Origin of the sequence: Rheinheimera pacifica (genome assembly GCF_024809855.1) — a bacterium.
Lineage (GTDB): Bacteria > Pseudomonadota > Gammaproteobacteria > Enterobacterales > Alteromonadaceae > Alishewanella > Alishewanella pacifica_A.
The window spans coordinates 55,744-73,013 of sequence record NZ_JANUEM010000005.1 but is presented as its reverse complement, the minus strand read 5'-3'; the positions used below and the strand labels follow the sequence as shown (position 1 = coordinate 73,013).

Below are 17,270 nucleotides of genomic sequence, written 5' to 3'. Positions count from 1 at the left end.
ACACTTCACCCGCCCTGCCTGCATGCTTACCGTTTAACGCTGGTAAGCATGCACGCAACTTGTTAGCATAAATGAGTTAACTCAGCCTGATCCCGTATCAGGTATTTTTTTGTACTGTATTTTGGTTAACTTCATTTGGAGGTTAGCCACTGGTTTTTGGTTAGCCGCGGGTTAACCAAAGCTCAGAGTAGCGTAATAAGGAGAAACTGTTTTGGAAACAGGCACAATTATTTCATTGGGAATTTATTTTATCGCTATGCTGGCGATAGGTTTGTACGGCTACAAAACGTCCAGCGATGATGTTTCAGGCTATATGCTCGGTGGCCGGAAATTGGGCCCCAGTGTTACAGCGTTATCTGCAGGTGCTTCTGATATGAGCGGCTGGATGCTGTTAGGGGTGCCCGGAGCTATGTATCTGGCTGGTATCAGCAGCGCGTGGATCGCTGTAGGCTTACTTATTGGAGCCTATCTTAATTATGTCATCGTTGCACCAAGGCTGCGCGTTTACACTGAAGTAGCGAACGACTCCATTACCATTCCGGATTACTTTGAAAACCGTTTTGCCGATAAAACCCGCTTATTACGTATTGTATCCTCTGTCGTTATCGTTATTTTCTTTACACTTTACACCTCTTCAGGCGTAGTTGGCGGCGGTAAGTTATTTGAAAGCTCGTTCGGTTTAAGCTACGAGCTGGGTCTGTACGTAACCGCCGGTGTCGTGGTGGCGTATACCTTGTTTGGCGGCTTTTTAGCAGTAAGCATCACCGACTTTGTGCAAGGTTGCATTATGTTTGTCGCGCTGATCCTGGTGCCCGTAGTCGCCATTGATCATCTGGGCGGTTTAAGCTCTGTATTTTCGCAGGTCACAGCCCTTAATGCCGACTATATCAACCCCTTTACTAACGCAGAAACAGCTCAGGCATTGTCAGCCTTGGGTATTATCTCTTTGTTATCCTGGGGTTTTGGTTATTTTGGCCAGCCGCATATTATTGTACGCTTTATGGCAATACGCTCAGTCAGCGATATCAAAACTGCCCGCCGAATCGGTATGAGCTGGATGCTGGTGACGATCATCGGTGCTGTAATGACTGGCCTGGTGGGTATAGCTTATGTTGCCAATACCAAAATGACGTTAAGCGATCCTGAAACCATTTTTATTATATTTTCTGAATTCCTGTTTCATCCGCTCATTTCCGGCTTTTTACTGGCTGCAATTCTGGCTGCTATTATGAGTACAATTTCATCGCAACTGCTGGTAACGTCCAGTTCATTAACGGAAGATTTCTATAGAACCTTTATTAAACGCGATGCCAGCCAGCACGAATTGGTCATGGTAGGCCGTTTATCTGTGCTGGCAGTAGCCATGGTTGCCATTGTGCTGGCGTATGACAGAGACAGCTCTATTCTGAAGTTGGTGAGCAATGCCTGGGCCGGTTTTGGTTCGGCCTTTGGCCCTCTGGTCGTACTTAGCCTGTACTGGAAACGGATGACTTTTGCCGGTGCATTAAGTGGTATTATCAGCGGCGCAGCTACTGTTTTATTCTGGATTTTCGTACCAGTATTTGAAAACGGTGATACATTAAGCAGCGTGGTATATGAAATTGTACCCGGCGTTATTATCAGCACTGTAACTATCATTCTGGTAAGTAAACTAACAAAACAGCCCTCTGCTGAAGTAAAACAGCTATTCGAACAGATGTTAGTTAAGCTGAAACAGGCTTAAAAGTATCTGCTTTTACAGAACAGCCGGTGGGCAATAAAAAATTGTATCCCCGGCTGATAATTCTTTGCTAAATTACCAAGTAAGAGCTTTCTGTTGAGACCACACGTCTATGTACTTCTATGCGGCCCGCCAACCTATTCTTGATCGTAATAAAGCATTATACGCCTACGAATTGTTATTTCGCGACGGCCTTGAGAATGCATTTCCGGACATAGACGCTGATGAAGCAACGTCACGTATGGTCGAAGGCAGCCAGTTTAGTTTCGGCTTAGATGAATTCCTTGGCGATAAACCCGGTTTTATTAATTTTACGCTGGACACGCTGCAAAAAAAATATCCCAGTATGCTGCCCAAAGAACAGGTCGTAATAGAAATACTCGAAACTATACAACCTGGTAAACGCTTACTGGCAGAATGTCAGGATTTAAAAGAAAAAGGCTATGTGCTGGCTTTGGATGATTATATTCACCAGCCGGTATGGCGACACTTTTATCCTTTTATCGATATTATAAAGATCGATTTCCGTTCTACCTCAACCGATACTATTGCCGATATTAAGCAAGCTATTGCTGATTTCCCGCATATCAAATTGCTGGCAGAGAAAGTAGAAACAAACGAAGAGTTTCAGGTTGCCCTTGATCTTGGTTTTAGTTACTTCCAGGGGTACTTTTTCTCCAAACCCGAAATGATGCAAAGCAAAGCCTTGTCACCTGCACAAATGACGCTGGCAGAATTGCTGTATGAAACCTCTAAATCAGATCTGGATCTTGGTAAAATTACTCAGATATTTCAAAGAGATGTACACTTATCCTACAAGTTGCTACGTTACAGTAACTCAACCATTTTTAAACGTCGCTCAGAAATTGAAACCATAAAGCAGGCGCTGGTAGTATTAGGCCAGGCCGAGCTGAAGAAATTTTTGTCGTTATTATTTACCTCTCAAATCAGCAGTGATAAACCGGCAGAGCTGATGCGTTTATCAATGACACGGGCGCGTTTTGCCGAAGGTATTGCCGAACTGCATGGCAAAGTGGATACCGCCAAAGCCTTTCTTACCGGTATGATGTCGCTAATGGATGCCATACTCGACGAGCCAATCGACAGCGTAATGAACAAACTGCCTTTGGCCAGAGAAATTAAAGATGCGCTGGTCATGCGACAAGGTGTGTTGTCTGAGTACATTACCCTGATCCAATTTTATGAACATGGCCAGTGGCAAGAAGCTAACCAGGCAATAAGCATGCTGCAATTTCTACCAGACAAAGTACCTGATGCCTATCATACTGCAGTGCAATGGGCGAATGAGCAAATGAAAGCCCTTGGAGATTAATCGCAAGGGCTACCCAGGTTAGTTATAGCTCAGATAGGGGCCAATTTTGGCCGCTAGTTTATCGCCAATACCTTTGACCTGAGTTAACTGCGCCTGATCTTTAATTGGGCCGTTTTCAGCAATATGATCCAGCACGGCTTGAGCTTTTTTCTTGCCCAACCCAGGAATGGCCTCAAGTTGCTCCAGTGTAGCGTTATTGATATTTACTTTTTGTACCGTGTGCGCAGCAGCACTGGCTTTGGTAACCTCAGCTGCAGGTTTTGTCTGAGCCAGGCACTGATTTGCAGTTAAGGTTAATAATGTCATACCTACAGCAATAGCTAACTTTTTCATCGTTTCATCCTTAAAGTGCTCTCCTATCCCTGAAGACTCCCTCGACTACAGCCTGACAAACCTCGGTTGACATTATTCCGGCAGGCAGGCTACCCAATCAGCATCGGAGATCTATAAATGCCAACACCTTTTAAATTAGCCAATAAATTCACATTTGCAAATATTAATTAACCTTGATGTCATTTAAGCAAAAAATAACATTCAGCGCTAATTAAGACATCTGCCACTAAGCTGCAAACAGGAGCTTAAAAAAGGTACTGATGTGGGTTGAAGAAACAAAGATAAGTCTTTGACACACATTGATGATTGCCGCTGAATTAATAGTTCGGTACAGTACCGCTGATACATTCTGGAGAGAACAATGCTTCGCACTAAGGTACTTCTGATCATAATGGCGCTGCTATTCAGTGCTGCTACTTCGGCAATGACATCGCCCAAACGGCCTGCAGTAACAAAAGAACAAGCGGCAACACTGGCCCAGCAGAGATATCCGGGTAAAATCGTTAAAGTTCAGACCGAACAACAAAATTATCGCATCAGGGTGTTACAATCTGATGGTCGTGTGGTAACTGTATTAGTTGATGGCCGTTCCGGCCAGGTGCAAAGGGAAGGAAATTAATGCGTTTATTAGTTGTTGAAGATGAAAACCTGCTGGCTCAGCAAATTAAAGAACAATTGCAGCAGCAACAATTTAGCGTTGACGTTGCGGTAGATGGTGACGACGGCTGGTTCAAACTGTCTGAATACCCCTACGATCTGGCCATTATTGATATCGGCCTGCCTAAAATGGATGGCCTGACGCTGATCCGTAAAGCCAGACAAAAAGCGCTTAAAACACCGATTATTGTATTAACTGCCCGCGGCAGTTGGCAGGAAAAAGTTGAAGGCCTCGATGCCGGTGCTGATGACTACCTGACCAAACCCTTTCATACTGAAGAGCTACTTGCCCGTTGCAATGCATTAATCCGCCGTGCCGCCGGACAACCAGAGCCTACCCTGTCTGCAGGCCCTATCGCTCTGAATAGCCGTACTCAACAGGTTTGGGTGTGCGAAGAAGAAATAAACCTGACCGCCTACGAGTATAAAGTGCTGGAATACTTCATGCTTAACCCGAATAAGGTTATTTCCAAAACAGAACTGACTGAGCATATTTATGATCAGGACTTCGATTTGGACAGCAATGTTATTGAAGTTTTTGTGCTGCGTCTGCGTAAAAAGCTCGACCCTGATGGCGAAACCAAGCCAATAGAAACATTGCGTGGCAGAGGCTACCGCTTCACAATGACAGTAGCCTGATATGACGCTGTCATTAAAGCTGAGGCAGTTGCTGATCAGCATTTTTTTACTGCTGTTGCTACTTCCCAGCTCTTTTCTGGCTATTGATCGGGCATTTTATACCCAGCTTCTGACTAACACAGAACAGAAGCTGGAAGTACACATGTACGCTATGTTATCTGAACTTAGCGTATCCGAAGACAAAGTAGAGTTAATCAATAATACTTTGGCACCAGATTTTTACCGGCCAGATTCCGGCCTGAGCGCTTTTGTTACCCATGAACAGGACTTGGTCTGGCAGTCAGACTCGTCACTGAACCAGAATTTCGTACCGCCGCTAGAGCAACTGCCACCAGGCGAGCATTTATTCCGCTCTGTTACACAGCATGGTGTGGAATACTGGGTTTTGTCGATCTCGTTACTATTTGATGCCGAAGAATATACCCGGCCACTGAGTATGCATGTAGTGCAAACCCATGAGCGTCTGATAGCACCTCAAAAGACATTTCGTGCCACATTAATTCAATGGTTTATCGGTATTGGTATTATGCTGCTGTTGTTAATGCTGCTGGCCTATTACTGGACCACTAAACCTTTGTCACAGCTCGATCATGAAATACGCCGCGTTGAAAACGGCAGCCAGGAGCAACTTACCGGCCGTTATCCTGCAGAGCTTACCATTCTTAAAGAAGATTTAAATTTACTGCTGCAAAACCAAAACCGGCAAAAACAGCGCTACCGCCATCATCTTAGCGATCTGGCTCACGCCCTGAAAACACCAGTGGCGGTATTACAAACCTCAGCTCTAAGCCAGCAACCTGAGCTTAAAGAGCAGCTTGACCGTATTACTGCCATGATTGAGCATCAGTTAAAACGTGCCAGCAGCTCCGGCCAGGACATCTGGAAAAAACAAATTGCGGTTAAGCCATTAATAGAGAAGCTAACTTCTGCATTGCAGAAAATTCACCGTGATAAGAATGTCGCTTTTGATGTAGATTGCGCAGCTAATGCGGTATTTCGCGGCGATGAAACAGACTTAATGGAAATTCTTGGCAATCTGCTCGACAATGCAAGTAAAGCCTGCCGGCATCAGGTGCATGTTACTATTCGTCAGAACCCATTTAGCCTCTGTGTTGAAGACGATGGCCCCGGTGTACCGGTGGCAAAACGTAAACAGCTGTTTGAGCGCGGTACCCGGCTGGATACCTATCGCGAGGGCCATGGCGTAGGGTTAGCCATTGTTGCCGAACTGGTAGAATCTTATTCCGGTGAACTGGTATTGGATGACAGCCCGCTGGGCGGCGCCCGTTTTAGCGTAAAATTTAACTAATATACACTCTGCGCTGTCCTGACGCTGATCGTACCGGGCAAACCATCCGTAATGACATACAGAATATTTAATTTGAGTTGGATAGCACCTGATGGAACTTAATAACCCTGCGGTAATAAAAATTAAAAACTTACGTTTACGTACCTATATCGGTATTAAAGACGAAGAAATAAACAATAAGCAAGATGTTGTGATCAATGCAAAAATTCATTACAGCGCTAATGATGCCGCCAATACTGACGATATGGACAAGGCGCTTAACTACCGCACTATTACAAAGAAAATTATCGCTCTGGTAGAACAACAACGTTTTTCGTTGCTGGAAAAACTGACAGCAGAAGTGTTGGCGATTGCCGCTGAGCACCCTTCTGTGCGTTATGCCGAAGTAGAAATTGATAAACCACATGCTCTACGTTTTGCCGACTCCGTATCGCTTACCCTGTCGCTGAATAAATAACTTCTATACTAAAGTTATCTCCAACGTTGGCGGCAAGGTTTATTTATGCATATTTTACTGACCGGCGGCACCGGTTTAATTGGCTCAGCGCTGGTAAAACACTGGCTTAACCAGCATAAGCTGGTAGTGCTGACACGAAATCCCAACCGCGCTAAGCAGCAACTGGGGCCAGAAGTGAGCACCGTGCAGTCAGTGCCGCAGGTTGATTTTAATCAGATTGATGCGGTAATTAACCTTGCTGGCGAACCTATTGTTGGTAAACGCTGGAGCAACAAACAAAAACAAGTGTTGTGTGAAAGCCGCTGGGCGATAACAAAACAGCTGGTTGCTGCTATAAAAGCTGCCAGCTCGCCACCTTCGGTTTTAATCAGTGGTTCTGCCATCGGTATTTATGGCCGCCAGCAACAACAGTTTATTGACGAAGACTATCAGCCGTTTCATGCTGAGTTTTCCTCTGAGCTATGCCAGCGCTGGGAACAACTGGCGCTTGAGGCTCAGTCTGCCAAGACCCGCGTCTGCTTATTACGTACCGGTATTGTACTGGCAAACGAAGGTGGAGCATTAAAAAAGATGTTACCACCATTTAAGCTCGGTTTGGGTGGCCGTATTGGCAATGGTGAGCAGTATATGTCGTGGCTGCATTTGCACGATATGCTACGATTAATTGATTTTTTGCTGCAACACCCTACCTTAACCGGCGCCTTTAACGCTACCGCGCCAAACCCGGTAACCAATGCAGAATTCTGTCGGCAACTGGCCAGGATATTACACCGCCCTGCGGTACTGCCGATACCGGCTTTTGTGCTTAAGCTTATGCTGGGTGAAATGGCCGATCTGCTACTGACCGGCCAGCGGGTTATACCGGCAAAACTGCAACAAGCCGGTTTTACATTTAACTATCCTCAACTACCCGATGCACTAAAGGCGCTGCAAGGTTAACCCTGCAGCACTTTACGCATTAACTGGGCTCCGGGCATACGCAGTAACCGCTTTAGCTGCCACCAGCCCAGTAAAGTTACGGCAACAACACCCAGTACCGGCCCAAGCCACCATAAGGTGTAATGCGGCTGAAAAGGTAAATTAAACACCCGCTGCTGTACTATCACCAGCATCAACTCTGCCAGGATAGTAGCAAATAAACCGGCCATCGCCCCCAGCAAAGCAAACTCCAGTATCAGCGCATTACGTAAGAATGCATACTGGGCACCTAAAGTGCGCAAAATGGCCAGTTCCTGCTCACGTTGTTCCAGCGTAGCCTGTACCTGAGCCACCAGCACTAACCCGGCTGCCAGACAGATAATCACCAGAATAAAACTGAGTGCTACTGTCACTTGTTCAATAATATCGTTTACCTGTTTAATAATAGTATCTACGCTTATTACGGTTACCGTTGGCATTAAGCGGGCCAGCTGGTTTAACAACTGATTACGCTCAGCATCCAGATAAAATGCCGTAATATAGGTAGCAGGAAAATCTGCCAATAAGTCGGGGCTTAGAATCATGTAAAAATTAGGCTGCAAACTATTCCAGTCCACTTTACGGATGCTGCTTACCTGAGCCATTATCGGCTCACCACCAACTGAAAACACCACCGAATCACCCAGCTTTAAGGCCAACCGCTCGGCCAGCTCAGCTTCCACCGATACCTGAGCCGTAGAATCTCTGTCAAACCAGTTACCTGCAGTGATCTGATTATTGGCTGGCAGCTCTGACAACCAGGTCAGGTTTAGCTCACGCCCTACCCCAACACGCTGCTGACTGCGATCTTCCTTAGTAGCTTCTTGCTGCAGCTGTTCATCATTAATTGACATTAAGCGGCCACGCACTACTGGATAATAGCTGTCCAGCTGCAATGCATGTTGTGTAGCAAATTGGTTAAGGTCACTGCGTTGCTGCTCAGTAATATTAACCAAAAACTGGTTTGGCGCCCCCGCAGGGATCTGCTGCTGCCATTGACCAATTAACTCTGCGCGCAAAAAATATAATAGTAATGCCAGAAAAATGGCCAGGCTGAACGTAATTAACTGAAAACTATTTGCCCAAAGCCTGCGGCGCAAATTAGCTAATGCCAGGCGCCTGGCGCTGCTTTGCCCGGCAGCTACCGGCTTAGCCAGCCGAACCAGCAAGCTGGCGCTTCCCAGCAGCAGTAAGGCAAATAAGCCGCACAGTGCAAATAAGCCAACACTTAAGACAAACTCACCGCTAAACAGCCACATCAGGCCCCAAATGGCCACAGCACCTGAAACCAGTTGCAGTTTATCCAGCCCCAGATTTATTGTCGGCTGTTTTAATACATCAATCGCCGCAGTTTGCGACAACCGCCACATAGGCCGGGCTGCAAATAACAAGGCACAAATAACACAGGTGAGTATACCCAGCCAAAGTGGCCGCCAATTGAATTCTGCTCTGTAATCGCTAAGAAACTGTGTAATACCCCACTGTGCAGCTTCAATGGTTAACTGCCCTGCAATAGCACCGCAGAACAGACTAAACAGCACAACCAGAAACAAATGGCTGCCATAAATAAGCCTGATTTGCATGGTAGTAGCACCCAGCGCCTTAATTACCGCTACCGACTGCGTATGACGCTGGCTATAGCGCCCAGCAGCCACAGCAGCAGCACAGGCCGCCAGAACGATACCAAGCAAACCGGCAAGCAATAAAAAGCGCTCTGCGCGCTCCAGGGCACTGCCAATAGCTGACTCACGGTCCATATCCTGCCAGCGTTGATGCGCAGTAAGTTGAGGTGTCATCTGGGCTTCAAAATTAGCAAGGTCTGAAGCGGCACCGGCAAACAAATAGCGATAGCCAATACGGCTGCCGGGTTGCACAATTTGTGTTGCTTCCACATCATCCAGATGCATCAGTACACGTGGCGCTCCGCCAAAAACACTTAGTGGCGCGTCAGGTTCATTAGCAATAACACCGTTTACGGTAAGGCTTAGCATGCCTATCTCAATTTGATCACCCGGCGCTATGCCCATTAAGTTGAACAAACGCTCTTCAACATAAACCGAACCGGGTGCCAGGCTGGCATACTCACCAGAGTTGACATCTGCCGACGCTCTGAGTAACAGCTCGCCCCGTAACGGATAGCCACCACTAACCGCTTTTATCGTTGCAAGTTGCATGCTGTCACCGGCAAACAGCATAGAGTCAAACTGCATTTGCTGCGCCGTGGCCAGATTATTCTGCTGGGCAAGTTCAATCACCGCCGTATCAAATGGCTGGCTTGAGCGCAAAACTTTATCTGCCGCGATAAACTGGGCGCTGCGTTGCATCAGTGCACTTTTTACACCTTGCGTAATACCGCTAAGGCTAACCACTGAGCCGACAGCCAAAAACAAAGCAAAGGCGATAACCCACAGCTCGCCGCGGCGTAATTCACGCCAGAACAGGCGCCAGGCAATACTAGCCCACATGCGCCATCTCCTCTTTTGCTGTCACAAAACGCCCGGCCTGCATACGATATTGTCGCTGGCAGCGCCCTGCCAGTTCATCATTATGTGTTACCAGCACCAGTGTAGTACCCTGCCCGGCATTTAAACTAAACAGTAAATCTTCAATTTTACGTCCTGTTGCAGCATCAAGGTTTGCAGAAGGCTCGTCGGCAAACAACACTGCCGGCCGGGTAATAAATGCTCTGGCTATTGCAACCCGCTGTTGCTCACCACCAGATAATTGCGCCGGATAAAAATGCGCCCGCTCAGCCAGGCCAACCTGCTGCAACAATTCAAGCCCACGCTGTTTAGCCTGTTTATCGCCAGCCAGCTCTGCCGGTAAAGTAACGTTTTCCAAAGCGGTAAGGCTGGGTAATAACAAAAAAGACTGAAATACAAAACCAACATCTCTGGCACGGATTGCCGCCCGTTGATCTTCTGACAAAGTATGCAGCTTATGCCCGGCCAGGTGTACTTCACCTGCCGTAGGCACATCCAGCCCCGCCAACAAACTGAGTAATGTAGATTTACCGGAGCCTGAAGCACCGACAATAGCAACCGTCTCTGCGCGATTGATCGTCAAACTGATATCATGCAGGATAGTGAGTGAACCATCGGTAACTTTAACGCTCTTAGCCAGGTTAACCGCTTTTATATGAACTTCAGGTATTTTCATTATGCGTATTTTCTTAATTTTGTTAATCGGATTCTTCAGTCAGGCCTGCTTCGCACAAAAAATGTTGATCCTGGGCGACAGCCTCAGCGCAGCGTATGGCATGCAACAGCAGCAAAGTTGGCCACACCTGCTGCAACAGCAACAACAAGACTGGCAGCTGATCAATGCCAGTATCAGCGGTGAAACAACCGCTGGCGGGCTAGCGCGTTTACCCGCTCTGCTAACACAACATAAACCAGACGCGGTACTCATTGAGCTTGGCGGTAACGATGGCCTGCGCGGCTTTGCCATTGACACCGTACAAGCAAACCTGAACAGCATTATTTCACTGATACTGCAGAATAATGCCGTGCCGGTGTTAATGCAAATACGCATTCCACCAAACTATGGACCACGCTATGGCAAACAGTTCAGCGATTTGTATCCGCAATTGGCAGAAAAACATCAAATAACCTTGTGGCCGTTTTTTATGGACGACATCGCTGTTAATAGCGAACTCATGCTGCCGGATGGCATACATCCGAACAGCAAAGCACAGCCACTGATTAGCGAATTTGTCGGCAAGCTGCTGGCGACGTTAAAAACTGACTAACGGATTTTGAAACAGGATAGGTAAAGACTCAAGGATGAGTTTGTTAGCGGATGTGTATTGGTAATTTACTGCTAAGACGCGAAGTGGCGTCCCCTAGGGGATTCGAACCCCTGTTACCGCCGTGAAAGGGCGGTGTCCTAGGCCTCTAGACGAAGGGGACACAGTAACAGATGACAATAAATGATGAAGTGGCGTCCCCTAGGGGATTCGAACCCCTGTTACCGCCGTGAAAGGGCGGTGTCCTAGGCCTCTAGACGAAGGGGACACAGTAACAGATGACAATAAATGATGAAGTGGCGTCCCCTAGGGGATTCGAACCCCTGTTACCGCCGTGAAAGGGCGGTGTCCTAGGCCTCTAGACGAAGGGGACGCAAAGACATTCATTCAAATTTTAGATTTATTGGCGTCCCCTAGGGGATTCGAACCCCTGTTACCGCCGTGAAAGGGCGGTGTCCTAGGCCTCTAGACGAAGGGGACGCACTAAAAAATCTTGGTGGAGCTAAGCGGGATCGAACCGCTGACCTCTTGCATGCCATGCAAGCGCTCTCCCAGCTGAGCTATAGCCCCACACTTTTGTGCTTTTTGCTAACCTGCGTTAGCGCTGAACACGGGGCGCATTCTAGGGTGCCACTGAAAATGTGTCAACAGTTTTTTCAGCAGCTTTTATCGTTCGGGCGTTTTTTAAACGCAATGCTGAATTTGCAGACAAAAATTGCTGAAATTACAGGCTTTATAACAGCTTAGCGAAAGATTTAACCATACCACTGTAAGGCTGCCTCAGGTAACAGGAAAAAACCTTGTTGCATTTGCCTGTCAGCATCGTGTTATGGCTGTTTTTTGTATAAACTAAGCCACATCAGATAAGCGGTAAGCACGGTATATAAGACCTGCGTTACTTTAAAAAGGATTTTCACTATGTACGAAAAGTACTACGGGTTAAAGGAACGACCATTTCAGCTTACACCAAGCCTGAACTTATTTTATGCCAGCAAACTGCATAAACGCGCCCTCGCCTATTTACAGTATGGATTAAGCCAGGGTGAGGGTTTTATTGTTATTACCGGCGATGTGGGTACAGGAAAAACCACTATTGCAAACCAACTGCTAAGTCAGTTGAATCAGGATGAAATTATTGCCAAACAGATTGTCACATCAAAACTGGAGCCTGACGATCTTATCCGAATGATTGCGTCCTGTTTTAATCTTGTGGTAACAGAGCATACTAAAGCCAGTTATCTTGATGCCATTTACAGTTATCTTAAACGCTTGCATTCCCAGCATCGCAGAGCATTGCTACTTGTAGATGAAGCGCAAAACTTACCACTGGCCTCTATTGAAGAACTGCGTATGCTGTCTAATTTTCAGCTTAATGGTAAACCACTGTTACAAAGCTTCCTGCTGGGCCAAAATGAATTAAATGCGATTATTCAAGCCGAAAATATGGAACAGTTTCGCCAGCGGATTATCGCTTCCTCTAATCTGTCGGCATTTCAGATTGAAGATACCAAAGCCTATATCCAATACCGTTTGCTGCAAGCTGGTAGCAACACAAGCATATTGCAGGATGACTGCTTCGCCCTCATCCAGCAGCACAGCCGCGGCATACCACGGAAAATTAATACCGTAATGGACAGAATACTGCTCTTTGGTTATTTGGAAGAATGCCCGGTTATTACTGCTGAACATGTCAAAACCGTGCTGGAAGAATTATCGCAGGAAATTGCCAACCAGCAGCCATCGGCACCTGCAATGTCTGTGCAACAGCCTCCGGCAGTATCAAAGCAGAGTATGCTAAGTGAATTATCAGCGGTGCTTGACAGCGCACTGGAGCAAAAAATCCGTATGGCAAAAGAGCTGGATGCACTGCTTAAACGACAGCAGCAATTACTTAACAACAGAGATAATAAAGAATAATAAGCCAGGCTTAACAGCAGCGATACGCCTGTAATTACAGGCGTATCGTATAACTTAACCAGATCCTGTTTTCAGTGAGATCAAAACTGTCTACTGACGAATTGCGGCTGATACGCTTTAGCATAGCCTTAATCTCAGAATTTTCATTCAACTGGCGTTTAAGCCCCATTTCTACAGATAAATTTTTATCTTCACGCTCATCGGTCAAATAGTTGATATCGTAATAATAGCCGTTAAATAACAAGCTGGAATGTTTAGATAACTTCCAGGATGACTGAACAGAGAAAGAATTGCGGTTATTTTGCCGCTCGGTTTCGACATATTCGTCTTCACTCCGGCTAAGCATAACACTCAACGCCAGACGGTTTTTATTGTAACCCACTGTCATTGCTGCTGTGCGTCGTTTAATCAACTCTTCGCTAAGCTCAAGCTCTGTGTTAAACAGCTGCCTAAACGATTCTCCGGTGCCTAACTGGTAGTTATTTGTCGGCGGCCGGAAACAGTCTGTAAACTGAGCCGCACCATCCGGGCAAACAAAAATACCCAGGTCTTCAATGAGCTGGTCAAAAGAAGATAAAGTTTGCACATCTTCGCGAACAGACAACCTTACCGACAAAAATCTGAGATTGTATTGTCCCTGCAAACTTGAACTGCGGCCAAAATAACGCCTATCCAGGCTGTAAGACAAAGACGTACGTCGCGTTGGTGCCAGAAAAACTTCAGCGGCAAGATAATTCTCGTCAATATCTTGCTGCTGCTCACCAACAGAGCGCGTTGCCCAGTTTTGCGTAACGTTAATCCGTGATGCCAGGCCAAACTGGTATTCAAGGCCTACACCATATGACTTAAATTCATTGGCATAACCAGAGGTATTATCATTATCGTCATAGCTGCCACGCACTACCATCGACAAACTGGGCAACAACGGCAAACCTGCTGTACCACTGGCCCGTTTACTGACAAAGTCTCCTCTGTTACCTTCGCGCCCGGTCTTATTGTAGTTTGCCGATAACTGCCAAAACAGAGTCGATTGGCGTTGTGCACTGCCAAGCAAGAGAAAACTGCTTAAGGTATCATTATCAAAATCACCAAAATCATCCTGCAGCTCAGGCTGTCTGGAACTCAGTTTATTGTAAGCCAGGCCAAGCTGAGCATTCACATCTGCTGTTTGCAGCGTACGAAAACCCACATTAGCACCATAGTTACTGGTTTTAGACAAGTTTTCAGTGCCGGTAATGATATCGGAGAACACGCCGTTGCGTGAGTCCCGGATCCGATAGCCAGAATCCGCACTTAATCCCAGGCTGATACGCTCATCATAAGCATTAAACATATTACGCCAGCTATATTTATCCAGGCTTTTATGTGAGCGTTGCGAATCGTCATACCATACGGATTCATTTTGTAAAAACAGTGCTGAAGAAGCATTCCTGCCAGTAAGGTTAATAGCAACCGAAGGTTTCAGTAAGGCAGCCATTCCTTTATCCAGACCACCACCGGCTTGTTCGTCTCTGATCCAGTAACCATAAGTGCGTGTTTCTATTTCAGGCTTAATGTCTGTTTTTGCCGATAGCACCTGTGCAGGAGCCAGCAATGCAGTTATCGCTGTAACCAGCGGCGTTAACCTTACCGGATGGTGCAATACTGTGTTAGCCCGCGCCATAATAATAACCGTAACCATAACCTCTACCCTGGTTACGGTGAGCCTTGTTGATCAAAAAACCTATTGCAATGTCTTTAGGTAGCAATGCCACTGCCTGCTCTATTTCTGCCAGTTTTGATTGATTTTCTTCCACCACCACCACTGCCTGGCCACACATGGAAGCCATGACAGCCGTTTCATTAACGCCCAGCAGCGGCGGCGCATCAAAAATAACAATACGATCTGAATAACGCGATGCGAATTCATTGACCAGCATCAGCATACGCTCACTGGCAAGCAATTCGGTGGACAAGTGATGTGGCCGGCCGGCCGTAATGATCTTCAGCCGGTCAACATTAGTGCTCAGAATAATATCCGATGCTTTAATCTCACTTGACAGTAAGTAATCGGTTAAACCTACATCATGATGAATATTCAGCGTTTTTGATACGCTGGGGCGCAGTACGTCACTGTCTACCAGCAATACTGTTTTATCCTGTTCCAACGCGATGCTAAGCGCCAGATTGATGGCAGAAAAGGTTTTCCCCTCCCCCGGCCTTGAGCTGCTAACCAGGATCAAGTTGGGATGTTTTAATGTACCGCTAAGTGCACCAAATGCATTGCTGATCAGTTTGCGTTTGATAACACGATATTCTTCATTAATAAGCCGACGTTCACTGGACAACGAAACAAAGTTTTTCTGTTCCAGTAATCTCAGGTCCAGCGTGACCGAAGGTTTATGTCCCTGCAAATCCTCTGCTGTGGCCTGAGTGTCTGTAGCACTATTGTCTTCTGCTATTGCACTGTATGCTGGCTCCCGCTTAGATACAGGAACCTCCTGTTGTAAGGAAAGATCCGTAGACGGTGCAACTACCTGTTGTGAACGCTCCAGCGTAGTATCCGCTTGTTTGGCGGATACATCAGACTGTTTTCTTATGGCTTTTTCAATAATACTCACCGGATCACCCTCAACAACAGCTCGGCAGAGCGGCCAAACAGCATTTCATTACTTAACAATGCGGCATAGCACAGTAATAAGCCACCACTAAGCATGGCAAAGTACAGAAAATGTAACCGCACCTGCTTTAGAATAGCGTGTTTGTCAGTATGAGATACCACACCAAACACCGGATAATCACTGATGCTTTGCAATTGCAGCGCGCTGGTTAATACAGGCGAAATCAGGCTGCGAACAAACGCCATAAATATTCCGGCACCAAGCCCCACTAACAACACCAGCGAGTAAAATAATCCCCGGTTTGGTCCTGACGGCGTTAAAGGTACACGCGGCGGTTCTATCACGTTAAACTGTACATCCTGAGATGAGGCATCTGCACGGCGGGACAGCTCCATTGACTCTCTGCGGGCCAGTAAAGCTTCATACTTGGATTTGGTAATATCGTAGTCACGGTTCAGACCGGTAAATTCAGCTTCAATCTCAGGGATAAGGTTAAGCCTGCTTTCCAGTGTCGTTACCCGATCCTGATAAGCCTGCACCCGCACCCGTGTAGACGCCACCTCAGATTCCAGCCGTGAGACACTGATACGTAGTTCCTGATAAACAGCATTCTGATTCAGGTTACTGCTCTGGCCCGGGTTTTCTGACGACATTTGCGCTAGAGCTTCAAACTCACTGTCACGCTGTTGCTCCAACTGTTGCAGCAATCGCTTAGTTTCCAACACGTCAGGATGAAATTCAGTATAACGGATCAACAGATTGTCTAATTGTGACTGTAAAGTTCTTATACGTTCATCAAACTGGGTTGCAGGCCTGTTTGCACTGCCAGAATACGGCATAACACCAAATACCGGCTCTTCACCCAGTAATTGGCTTTTAGACGACGCAAGCCGGGTTTCCAGCTCTTTAAGGGCCAGGTTAGCTTCTTCCAGGCGCTTCTTTTCATCACTAATCTGGCTGTAGTAATCACTTTGATTGCCCGGCAACATATTCATCCGGTGCTTTTTAAAGTCTGACAACCGCAGCTCTGCCTCAATAAGGCGGCGTTCGTAATCTGATATCTGATCAGACAAAAAACGTTCTGCGGTCTGAGAGTCTGCACGGCTTGAACCTATTCGCCCTTCAACAAAGTTGTTCAGCGTTTCTTGCACTACTTTAAGCGCCATTTGGGGCTGCGGGTTACTGTAAGCAATAACGTAAATATTTTCCCGTCCGGATGCCGATATTTTTATCTGTTTTTGCAGAGTATTGATAAGGTCTTCAAAAGCTTTTTCGTCTTTCGCCTGAATATCAAGATCGGTCGCTCTGGCAATTTTCTCCAGATTTGGCCTGCTTAGCAGGGTACGCGCCATCAGCTTAATTTCATCTTCAGAATTGGTCCGCAAGGCAAGGCCGCGCAGCAAAGGTTCCAGTACAGTGCTGGTTTCTACATATAACTTAGCATTAGCTTCAAATGTAGGTGGCATGTTGTACACATACACCCAGCCTACCGGGCAAATCAGCCAGGCAGTAATTACGATATAACGTCTGCGCAGCCACACACCCTGAATATAGGTACGTACCTGCTCAATCGCTTGTTGCAGTTCTTTCATCAGTCACT

General features: G+C 46.6%; 15 protein-coding genes and 5 tRNA genes. 9 read left to right on the top strand and 11 right to left on the bottom strand.

From position 1 onward, the window contains the following. Positions 1-256 precede the first annotated feature (256 nt). Together putP and M2404_RS08945 are read left to right on the top strand one after the other, a co-directional pair. Positions 257-1,723, top strand: coding sequence for a sodium/proline symporter PutP (gene putP, locus M2404_RS08950; protein WP_405047781.1), 1,467 nt, complete (start codon positions 257-259; stop codon positions 1,721-1,723). Between the two features lie 109 nt (positions 1,724-1,832). After that, complete coding sequence (locus tag M2404_RS08945; RefSeq protein WP_259239381.1) at positions 1,833-3,053, top strand: EAL and HDOD domain-containing protein; 1,221 nt, start codon at positions 1,833-1,835, stop codon at positions 3,051-3,053. Positions 3,054-3,071: 18 nt separating this feature from the next. Here the strand turns inward: M2404_RS08945 and M2404_RS08940 are convergent, their stop codons facing one another. Next, entirely contained in the window at positions 3,072-3,386 is a 315-nt protein-coding gene (locus tag M2404_RS08940) for a ComEA family DNA-binding protein (RefSeq protein WP_259239380.1), read from the bottom strand. A gap of 361 nt (positions 3,387-3,747) precedes the next feature. On the opposite strand from M2404_RS08940, the gene M2404_RS08935 reads away from it, so the two are divergent. The 5 genes from M2404_RS08935 (at position 3,748) to M2404_RS08915 (ending at position 7,387) form a co-directional block, all read left to right on the top strand. Next, positions 3,748-4,005: a PepSY domain-containing protein gene (locus M2404_RS08935; protein ID WP_259239379.1), complete on the top strand. Its 258-nt coding sequence runs from the start codon at positions 3,748-3,750 to the stop codon at positions 4,003-4,005. Continuing rightward, positions 4,005-4,682, top strand: coding sequence for a response regulator transcription factor (locus M2404_RS08930; protein WP_259239378.1), 678 nt, complete (start codon positions 4,005-4,007; stop codon positions 4,680-4,682). Before M2404_RS08935 ends, M2404_RS08930 begins: the two co-directional genes overlap by 1 nt. Position 4,683: 1 nt before the next feature. Then, the gene (locus tag M2404_RS08925; protein ID WP_259239377.1) at positions 4,684-5,991 is read left to right on the top strand and encodes an ATP-binding protein; all 1,308 of its coding nucleotides are present in this window, start codon (positions 4,684-4,686) and stop codon (positions 5,989-5,991) included. 91 nt (positions 5,992-6,082) lie between these two features. Continuing rightward, positions 6,083-6,448 carry a dihydroneopterin triphosphate 2'-epimerase gene (folX, locus tag M2404_RS08920; protein WP_092790858.1) on the top strand — a complete coding sequence of 122 codons (366 nt, stop codon included), beginning with the start codon at positions 6,083-6,085 and terminating at the stop codon, positions 6,446-6,448. A 45-nt stretch (positions 6,449-6,493) separates the two neighbouring features. Continuing rightward, entirely contained in the window at positions 6,494-7,387 is an 894-nt protein-coding gene (locus M2404_RS08915) for a TIGR01777 family oxidoreductase (RefSeq protein ID WP_259239376.1), read from the top strand. On the opposite strand, the gene M2404_RS08910 is transcribed toward M2404_RS08915, so the two are convergent. Continuing rightward, positions 7,384-9,870 carry an ABC transporter permease gene (locus M2404_RS08910; RefSeq protein ID WP_259239375.1) on the bottom strand — a complete coding sequence of 829 codons (2,487 nt, stop codon included), beginning with the start codon at positions 9,868-9,870 and terminating at the stop codon, positions 7,384-7,386. The two genes, M2404_RS08915 and M2404_RS08910, sit on opposite strands and share 4 nt — an antisense overlap. Then, a complete protein-coding gene (locus M2404_RS08905) occupies positions 9,860-10,564 on the bottom strand; it encodes an ABC transporter ATP-binding protein (protein ID WP_259239374.1) in 705 nt (234 codons plus the stop codon). The genes M2404_RS08910 and M2404_RS08905 overlap by 11 nt, the downstream gene beginning before the upstream one ends. A 1-nt stretch (position 10,565) precedes the next feature. Between M2404_RS08905 and M2404_RS08900 the strand changes: the two genes are divergently transcribed. Continuing rightward, a complete protein-coding gene (locus tag M2404_RS08900) occupies positions 10,566-11,156 on the top strand; it encodes an arylesterase (RefSeq protein WP_259239373.1) in 591 nt (196 codons plus the stop codon). A gap of 84 nt (positions 11,157-11,240) precedes the next feature. Here the strand turns inward: M2404_RS08900 and M2404_RS08895 are convergent. The 5 genes from M2404_RS08895 to M2404_RS08875 all read right to left on the bottom strand — a co-directional run bounded on the left by M2404_RS08895 (position 11,241) and on the right by M2404_RS08875 (position 11,723). Beyond that, a tRNA-Glu gene (locus tag M2404_RS08895) sits at positions 11,241-11,316 on the bottom strand. A 29-nt stretch (positions 11,317-11,345) separates the two neighbouring features. Continuing rightward, positions 11,346-11,421, bottom strand: a tRNA-Glu gene (locus M2404_RS08890). Between the two features lie 29 nt (positions 11,422-11,450). Continuing rightward, positions 11,451-11,526: transfer RNA gene (locus M2404_RS08885), tRNA-Glu, on the bottom strand. Positions 11,527-11,557: 31 nt separating this feature from the next. Continuing rightward, positions 11,558-11,633: transfer RNA gene (locus M2404_RS08880), tRNA-Glu, on the bottom strand. Between the two features lie 14 nt (positions 11,634-11,647). Next, positions 11,648-11,723: transfer RNA gene (locus M2404_RS08875), tRNA-Ala, on the bottom strand. A gap of 348 nt (positions 11,724-12,071) precedes the next feature. Between M2404_RS08875 and M2404_RS08870 the strand changes: the two genes are divergently transcribed. Continuing rightward, complete coding sequence (locus M2404_RS08870; RefSeq protein WP_259239372.1) at positions 12,072-13,070, top strand: ExeA family protein; 999 nt, start codon at positions 12,072-12,074, stop codon at positions 13,068-13,070. A 34-nt stretch (positions 13,071-13,104) separates the two neighbouring features. On the opposite strand, the gene M2404_RS08865 is transcribed toward M2404_RS08870, so the two are convergent. From M2404_RS08865 to M2404_RS08855, 3 genes are read right to left on the bottom strand one after another with little or no spacing between them, the layout of a single operon-like run. Beyond that, positions 13,105-14,751 (bottom strand): TIGR03016 family PEP-CTERM system-associated outer membrane protein, encoded by a 1,647-nt coding sequence (locus tag M2404_RS08865; RefSeq protein WP_259239371.1) that lies wholly within the window; start codon positions 14,749-14,751, stop codon positions 13,105-13,107. Next, positions 14,720-15,670 (bottom strand): XrtA-associated tyrosine autokinase, encoded by a 951-nt coding sequence (locus tag M2404_RS08860; protein ID WP_259239370.1) that lies wholly within the window; start codon positions 15,668-15,670, stop codon positions 14,720-14,722. The genes M2404_RS08865 and M2404_RS08860 overlap by 32 nt, the downstream gene beginning before the upstream one ends. Beyond that, entirely contained in the window at positions 15,667-17,262 is a 1,596-nt protein-coding gene (locus M2404_RS08855) for an XrtA system polysaccharide chain length determinant (RefSeq protein ID WP_259239369.1), read from the bottom strand. Before M2404_RS08855 ends, M2404_RS08860 begins: the two co-directional genes overlap by 4 nt. Positions 17,263-17,270 lie beyond the last annotated feature (8 nt).